We start from the raw sequence: 7,376 nt of genomic DNA on the forward strand, positions 1-7,376 counted from the left end.
GGCCGGTGCGTTGCCGGCGATGTCCAACAACAGCGCAGCGAGCGGCGATCAGGTCACCGGCGCAGGATTGAAGAGAACCAGAGCGTTATGGAGCTTCAGTTTTTCAGCGCACGTCTGTTTGCGTCCGCTCGCGACGTCGAGCAGCAGCTTGAACAACTCCCAGCCCACATCTTCGATCGTTGCAGTACCGGTCGCGATCGTGCCTGCGTTCACGTCCATCAGGTCGTGCCAGCGACGTGCCAGGTCCGAACGGGTTGCGACCTTGACGACGGGAACCTCGGCGAGGCTATACGGCGTACCCCGGCCTGTTGTGAAAACGTGCAGATTGATCCCGGCTGCCACCTGCAACGTGCCGCAAATAAAATCGCTCGCGGGTGTCGCAGCGTAGATCAGCCCTTTTTGCCTGACCTTTTCGCCCGGCGCGAGTACGCCAGATATCTGCGAATTGCCGGACTTGATGATCGAGCCCATCGCCTTTTCGACAATGTTCGACAGCCCGCCCTTCTTGTTCCCCGGCGTCGTGTTGGCGCTACGATCCGCTCCGCCGCGCTTCAGATAGTTGTCGTACCAGTCCATCTCCCGAATGATCGCAGCGGCAACTTCGGGATTAGCGGCGCGCCCTGTCAGCTGACCGACACCATCGCGCACCTCGGTCACCTCCGAGAACATGACCGTGGCACCCGCGCGCACGAGAAGATCGGTGGCGAAACCAACTGCCGGGTTTGCGGTCAGGCCAGAAAAGGCATCGCTGCCACCGCACTGAACGCCCAATACCAGGTCTGAAGCCGGACAGGTTTCCCGGCGCCGGCTATTCAGCCGGATCAGGTGACCTTCAGCCATCCGAATGATCGATTCGATCATTGATTCAAAACCGACATGGGCGTCGTCCTGCAGCACCACGACGTCACCATTCACGTCCGAAGGCAGGTCACCGACGTCCGCGACGTCATCCGCTTCCGTAACAGTCGCAATAGGAATCGTCCCGGGAGGCATCAGACGCTCGGGCTGCAGTTTCTCGCAACCAAGGCTCACCATCATGACTTCTCCGCCGAAGTTCGGATTGAGCGCGATGTTGCGTACTGTACGGATCGGCACCATTGCATCGGGAGCGTCAATCGCAACCCCGCATCCATATGTGTGCCCGAGGCTGACCACGTCATCGACGTTCGGATATTTCGGCAACAGCTCGCTCTTGATCCGGGTCACGGCATGCTGAACGACGTCTGCAACACACTGAACAGTCGTAGTAATCGCAAGAATGTTGCGTGTACCGACCGAACCGTCGCTATTGCGGTAGCCCTCGAACGTGTAACCCTCCAGAGGCGGCATAACCGGCGCCTTGATGGTCGCGATCGGAAGATCGTCGAGGCCGGGAGGGGTTGGAATCCGAATGACGTGCTCGTTCACCCAGCTTCCCTTGGGCAGCGCCTGGCTCGCATACCCGATTACAACGTTGTACCGGACGACCTCATCGCCCTCAGCGAAATCCTTCAGCGCGACCTTGTGGCCTTGCGGCACCCGTTCGCGAAGTGCCAGACCATCTGGGAAAGTCGCTCCCTCCCCCAGTCCCCCGTCATTGACAACGATCGCGACGTTGTCATTGGGGTGCACGCGAATATAAAGCGGTGTCTGTTCCATTTGCATCTTCCTCTGAGCGGCGTGGTTCGCCCAATGACCCTGCTTAGTTTTACGTTATCATACAACGTACAACCTCTTTTTGGATACCTATTTACCCTGGGAAATCTCTGAAAACCGCCATTTCCCGTTGCTCAGCCGAAAGCCTAGTTGTACGATAACATATAAGCAATAACCGAAACCGAACCGAATTTCTTGGAACGCCCCATCATGACCACTCCGCAAGAACTCAAGCAAATCGTCTCCGACGGCCTCCTCTCCTTCCCGGTCACGGACTTTGACCAACAGGGCAATTTCCGCGCCGATACGTACGCAAGCCGCCTCGACTGGCTCGCGCCTTACGGCGCAACGGCACTGTTCGTAGCGGGCGGCACGGGCGAATTCTTCTCACTTACGCGCGATGACTACACAGCCGTCGTCCGTACGGCGACCGAAGTCTGCAAGGGCAAGGTGCCAATCCTCGCAGGGGCGGGTGGTCCGACGCGCGTTGCCATCGAGTACGCGAAAGAAGCGGAGCGCAATGGCGCGCAGGGCATCCTCCTGATGCCGCATTACCTGACGGAGGCCTCGCTCGACGGGATCGCAGCGCATGCTGAGGAAGTGTGCAAGGCAGTGCCCAATCTGGGCGTGATCATCTATAACCGGGCCAATTCGAAGCTGAACGCTGACATGCTCGAGCGCCTCGCCGATCGCTGTCCGAATCTGATCGGGTTTAAGGACGGTGTCGGCGACATCGAAAACATGGTGACGATCCGTCGCCGCCTGGGTGAGCGGTTTTCCTATCTCGGCGGCCTGCCGACGGCTGAAGTTTATGCAGCCGCGTATAAGGCCCTCGGCGTTCCGGTCTACTCGTCCGCCGTCTTCAACTTTATTCCGAAGACCGCCATGGACTTCTATCGTGCAATCGCATCGGACGATCACGCAACGATTGGAAAGCTGATTGACGACTTCTTCCTTCCTTACCTCGCAATCCGTAATCGCCGTGCGGGTTACGCAGTCAGCATCGTCAAGGCGGGCGCAAAGCTCGTTGGCCACGATGCCGGCCCGGTTCGCGCTCCGCTCACGGACCTCAACGACGAAGAACTGAGCCAGCTCGACGCTTTGATCAAAAAGCTCGGCGCGCAGTAAGCACGCCACGAGGAGACAGGCGGGGCTAGCCGCGCAGTTATGCCCAACAGCGACACAGGCACCCCGCTCGCTTTAAACAGAGGAAGATCGTCATGGAAATGAGCCGCACGGCAAATCCCGCGGACGCACTCAAGCGTACGAAGGTCCGCTACGTCATTCTGGCCCTTATTTTTGTCATCACGACATTGAACTACGCAGATCGCGCGACCTTGTCGGTCACCGGATCTGCAATGCGGGGAGAGTTCGGCTTCGATGCGGTCAAGATGGGATACATCTTTTCCGCATTTAGCTGGGCCTATGTTCTCTGTCAGATTCCAGCCGGCTGGCTGCTCGATCGCTTCGGAGCACGCCGAGTGTATGCCGCGAGCATCTTCCTCTGGTCTCTCTTTACATTGCTTCAAAGCTCGATCGGCCTGGCAGGGAGCGCCGCAGCAGCGGTAACCACGCTATTCATGTTGCGCTTTGTCATGGGGGCCGCTGAGGCGCCGGCGTTCCCTGCAAATGCCAAGGTCGTAGCGAGCTGGTTTCCTACAAAGGAACGCGGTACTGCCTCCGCTATCTTCAATTCGGCGCAATATTTCGCAGCTGTCGTGTTTACTCCGCTGATGGCGTGGATTACCCACGCCTTCGGCTGGCATTACGTCTACGTCGTCATGGGCTTTGCCGGACTGCTGCTGGCAATAACGTGGCTCAAGGTCATGAAAAACCCGGTGAACCATCCGGGCGTCAATAAACCGGAGCTCGAGTATATTGACCAGGGCGGTGGCCTCATTCACGGCCGAAAACTAGCCGACGCCGGTTCGCGCAGTCATCGCGGTGGCTGGGGCGTTGTGCGGCAACTGCTGGGCAATCGCATGCTGCTCGGCGTGTATCTCGCACAATTCTGCATTAACGTGCTTACCTATTTCTTCCTGACGTGGTTTCCGATCTACCTCGTTCAGGCCCGGCACATGACTATCCTCCAGGCAGGGCTCATCGCTTCCCTGCCGGCCATCTGCGGGTTCGGTGGCGGCGTTCTCGGTGGCGTGTTGTCGGACACACTTATACGACATGGTCGCTCGCTCACCGTCGCACGAAAGACGCCGATCGTTGGCGGCATGCTGCTGTCGTGCTGCATCGTCGGATGCAACTACGTCAATACCGATTGGGTCGTCGTTGCCCTTATGTCGCTTGCCTTCTTCGGGAAGGGTCTGGGTGCACTTGGATGGGCTGTGGTCGCAGACACCTCACCCAAGGAAGCGATTGGCCTGTCTGGATCGATCTTCAACATGTTTGGCAACGTTGCCGGTATCGTCACCCCCATTGTGATCGGGTATCTCGTCGCACAGTCTGGTGGCTCGTTTAACGGCGCCCTGGCTTTTGTAGGTGCCAATGCGCTGATTACAGTGTTCTGTTATCTCGTCATCGTTAAAGAGATCAAGCGCGTAGAGCTTAGTCACGAGTAGTCCAAAGTTACTGGAGCAGGAGAAGTCCATCGGCAAACAAGGCGAGATCGCCCATAAGCTAATGTACGTCGACCTGGTGATCCTCGACGAACTGGGCTACCTGCCGTTCAGCCAAACCGGTGGCGCATTGCTGTTCCACTTGCTCTCGAAGCTGTATGAACACACGAGTGTCGCGATCACCACCAACCTCAGCTTCGGTGAGTGGGCGACCGTGTTCGGGGACGCAAAGATGACGACGGCGCTGCGGGACCGCGTCACCCATCACTGCCACATCGTCGAAACAGGCAATGAATCCTGGCGCTTCAAGTCCAGTTCTGCCAAGGCGAAGGCAACCAGAAAGAGAGCAGCAAAAGCAGCAGGCAGTGAGGAGTTATCCACACCGGAATAGATGTACTACGCTGTCTCGGGGTGGGTCAAGATTCAGTGGAAATCAACACGCCAGCGTCGCGGCGTTGATGGCTTCGGCCGTCATCGGACCGTTGCCGAACTGCTCGAGCAACTCGGCCGGAATCGCCGGCAGAGCCGCGGCTGGGCTTTCGGATTGCGAGGCATAAACTCTCCTTGGGAGCATGTTATGCCTTAAACACTGACAGGCCCGAGCGGCGGCATGGTTTGGCGCATCACGCGAGACCTAGGCGGAAACCCTATCGCAACTCGACGTTAGGGCGTCCGTCGTCACCCCCCTGGACGTAACAAAAACGACCCTGCTGCATGCGACCGCCTATTCGGGTATTCCGCATCGTCTCAGCGCGTTCAAGGCCGCGCATGAGGTGCTGGTGGCGGAGGGGGTGTTGAAGTAACGACGCGGTTGAAGCCGGGGGTTCCGTCATCGGACACCCCGGCATGGGCGAGCGCTCGCGCCCGCCGGCATCACAGCGCGTTCGGCGCCCCCTTCCCGTCAAGCACCGCCGCGACGTTGTCGAGCGCGGTAAACCCCATCTGGTCGCGCGTCTCGACGGTCGCGCTCGCCATGTGCGGCGACAGAAACACGTTGTCGAGCGCGGCAAAGCGCGGATCGATATTGGGTTCGCTCCGGTAAACGTCGAGCCCCGCGGCGAACAGCCGATGCGACGTCAACGCATCGTAAAGCGCATCCTCGTCGACGAGACTGCCGCGTGCCGCATTCACGAACACGGCACCTTCGCGCAGCAAGCCGAATTCGCGGCGTGTCATCAACGGCGTGCCGCCGCCGGGCACGTGCAGCGTGAGGATGTCGCACTGCGGGAGCAGCGTGTCGAGATCCGCGCAATAGCGCGCGCCGGCCTCGATCTCGGGCGGTGCGGGACGTCGGTCGGTATAGACGATCTTCATCCCGAAGCCGCGCGCGCGCTGCGCGACCGCACGGCCGATCCGCCCGAAACCGACGATTCCGAGCGTCTTGCCGTTCACGCGCGTGCCGAGCATGTCGGTCATGCCGAACGACTTTCCCCACCCCGCGCGCACGATACGCTCGTACTCCGATGCACGCCGGCACGCGGCCAGCACCAGCAGCATCGTGAAATCGGCCGTGCAGTCGGTCAGCGCATCGGGGGCGTTGCTGACCGCAATTCCGCGTGCGCGTGCGGCAGCGACATCCATGTGGTCGTACCCGGCGCTCGCGTTCGCGATGATCTTCACGCTCGGCGGCAATGCTGCGATGTGCTCGGCCTGCAGCCCCGATTTCTTGCCGATCAGCACCGCCGGCGTCTCGTAGCGGTTGCAGAACTCGACGACGGACGGCGCGTCCATGTCGGCGTCGGTTACATAGGCGTTGAATTCGGCCGCCGCACGCGCGGCCACCGCGGCGGGAACGCGTCGCGCAACCAGCAGCTGGGTGCGATTGTTGTCAGGCATGGTCTCGTCCTTGGTTCGGATAACGGAACACAGCCTACGAAGCGCAGTCGGCGCAGGTCAATATTGATTGGTTCGATCAACATGTCCGCGCGGCATTGAGCGACCGGATGATCGACCGATTCCGATCATGTCCTCTGCCATGCGCGATGCCGTGCCGGCGCGCGAACAGCGCAGCCGCGAACTCAGGAAAACCCTGACGCCAGCCTGTCTGGACGGGGCGGTTGATATTGATTGAAAGAATCAAGATTGCTGCGAAATCGTCGCCGCGCAATGCTTTTTGCATGTTCAACGGACTGAAGACGAGGGCGTGAAAATGCAGGCAGAGAAAAAAATCGCGGCGGTGACGGGTGCCGGCACCGGCATCGGACAGGCCGCTGCGGTAGCGCTCGCGCAAGCCGGCTTCAGCGTCGCGCTGCTCGGCCGGCGCATCGATCCGCTACTCGCGACGCAAGAGATCATCGAGCTGGCCGGGGGCGTCGCAGCGGCGATTCCAACCGACGTGTCCGACGAAACGTCGGTCGATGCGAGCTTCACGCGGATTGCGCATGACTTCGGCCGCCTCGACGTGCTGTTCAACAACGCGGGCCGCAACGCAGGCGCCGTGCCGCTCGACGATTATTCGCTTGAGTTCTGGAACGACGTGGTCGCCACCAACCTGACCGGCGTGTTCCTGTGCGCCCGCGCCGCGTGGCGCCAGATGAAGCGCCAGACGCCGCAAGGCGGCCGCATCATCAACAACGGTTCGATCTCCGCGCACACGCCGCGCCCGCACACGATCGCGTACACGGCCACGAAGCACGCGGTCCTCGGCATCACGCGTTCGCTTGCCCTCGACGGTCGACCGTTTAACATCGCCTGCGGCCAGATCGATATCGGCAACGCCGCGACCTCGCTCACGGAGCGCATGGACAGCGGCGTGCTGCAGGCCGACGGCCGCATCGCGCCCGAGCCGCGCGTCGACGTCGTGCATGTCGCGAGCGCGATCGTGCAGATGGCGAGCCTGCCGCTCGAAGCGAACATTCTGAACATGACGATCATGGCAAGCGCGATGCCCTTCGTCGGACGCGGCTGACCGGACGCGCGCCGGCACACGCGGCAGGTGCACCAGCACAACCATCACAAAACAGGAGACGACATTGAAAACCGCTGAAGAACAGGTTTCGGTCATGCGCGGGTTCGACGCGCACGCAGGCGCCGCCAGGCGATCGCGGGTGCGCTACGGCGTACTGTCGATGCTGCTCGTGGCCACGGTCCTCAACTACGTCGACCGCTCGGCGCTCGGTATCGTCGCGCCCGCGCTATCGAAGGATCTCGCGCTCACGCGTGTGCAGATGG

At 60.8% G+C, this 7,376-nt stretch carries 5 protein-coding genes and 3 pseudogenes; 6 read left to right on the top strand and 2 right to left on the bottom strand.

Annotated features, from left to right (window positions below):
- Positions 1-48 precede the first annotated feature (48 nt).
- Positions 49-1,638, bottom strand: coding sequence for a galactarate dehydratase (garD, locus tag E9536_RS37055; RefSeq protein WP_059542986.1), 1,590 nt, complete (start codon positions 1,636-1,638; stop codon positions 49-51).
- 207 nt (positions 1,639-1,845) lie between these two features.
- On the opposite strand from garD, the gene kdgD reads away from it, so the two are divergent.
- The 4 genes and pseudogenes from kdgD to E9536_RS42705 form a co-directional block, all read left to right on the top strand.
- Entirely contained in the window at positions 1,846-2,763 is a 918-nt protein-coding gene (gene kdgD, locus E9536_RS37060) for a 5-dehydro-4-deoxyglucarate dehydratase (protein ID WP_027791957.1), read from the top strand.
- A 92-nt stretch (positions 2,764-2,855) separates the two neighbouring features.
- Positions 2,856-4,208, top strand: a complete 1,353-nt coding sequence (locus E9536_RS37065; protein ID WP_136472602.1) for an MFS transporter — start codon at positions 2,856-2,858, stop codon at positions 4,206-4,208.
- 10 nt (positions 4,209-4,218) lie between these two features.
- A pseudogene (locus E9536_RS37070) lies at positions 4,219-4,596 on the top strand (ATP-binding protein); the annotation flags it as partial.
- Between the two features lie 307 nt (positions 4,597-4,903).
- Positions 4,904-5,008, top strand: a pseudogene (locus E9536_RS42705) (gamma carboxymuconolactone decarboxylase); the annotation flags it as partial.
- Positions 5,009-5,078: 70 nt separating this feature from the next.
- On the opposite strand, the gene E9536_RS37080 reads toward E9536_RS42705, so the two are convergent.
- A complete protein-coding gene (locus tag E9536_RS37080; RefSeq protein WP_136472604.1) occupies positions 5,079-6,041 on the bottom strand; it encodes a D-glycerate dehydrogenase in 963 nt (320 codons plus the stop codon).
- Between the two features lie 313 nt (positions 6,042-6,354).
- Here E9536_RS37080 and E9536_RS37085 point away from each other — a divergent pair, with 313 nt between their 5' ends.
- A complete protein-coding gene (locus E9536_RS37085) occupies positions 6,355-7,113 on the top strand; it encodes an SDR family oxidoreductase (protein ID WP_011548568.1) in 759 nt (252 codons plus the stop codon).
- Positions 7,114-7,207: 94 nt separating this feature from the next.
- Positions 7,208-7,376, top strand: a pseudogene (locus tag E9536_RS37090) (MFS transporter); the annotation flags it as partial.

The sequence above is a fragment of the Burkholderia sp. LS-044 genome (genome assembly GCF_004803625.1).
GTDB classification, from domain to species: Bacteria; Pseudomonadota; Gammaproteobacteria; order Burkholderiales; family Burkholderiaceae; genus Burkholderia; species Burkholderia cepacia.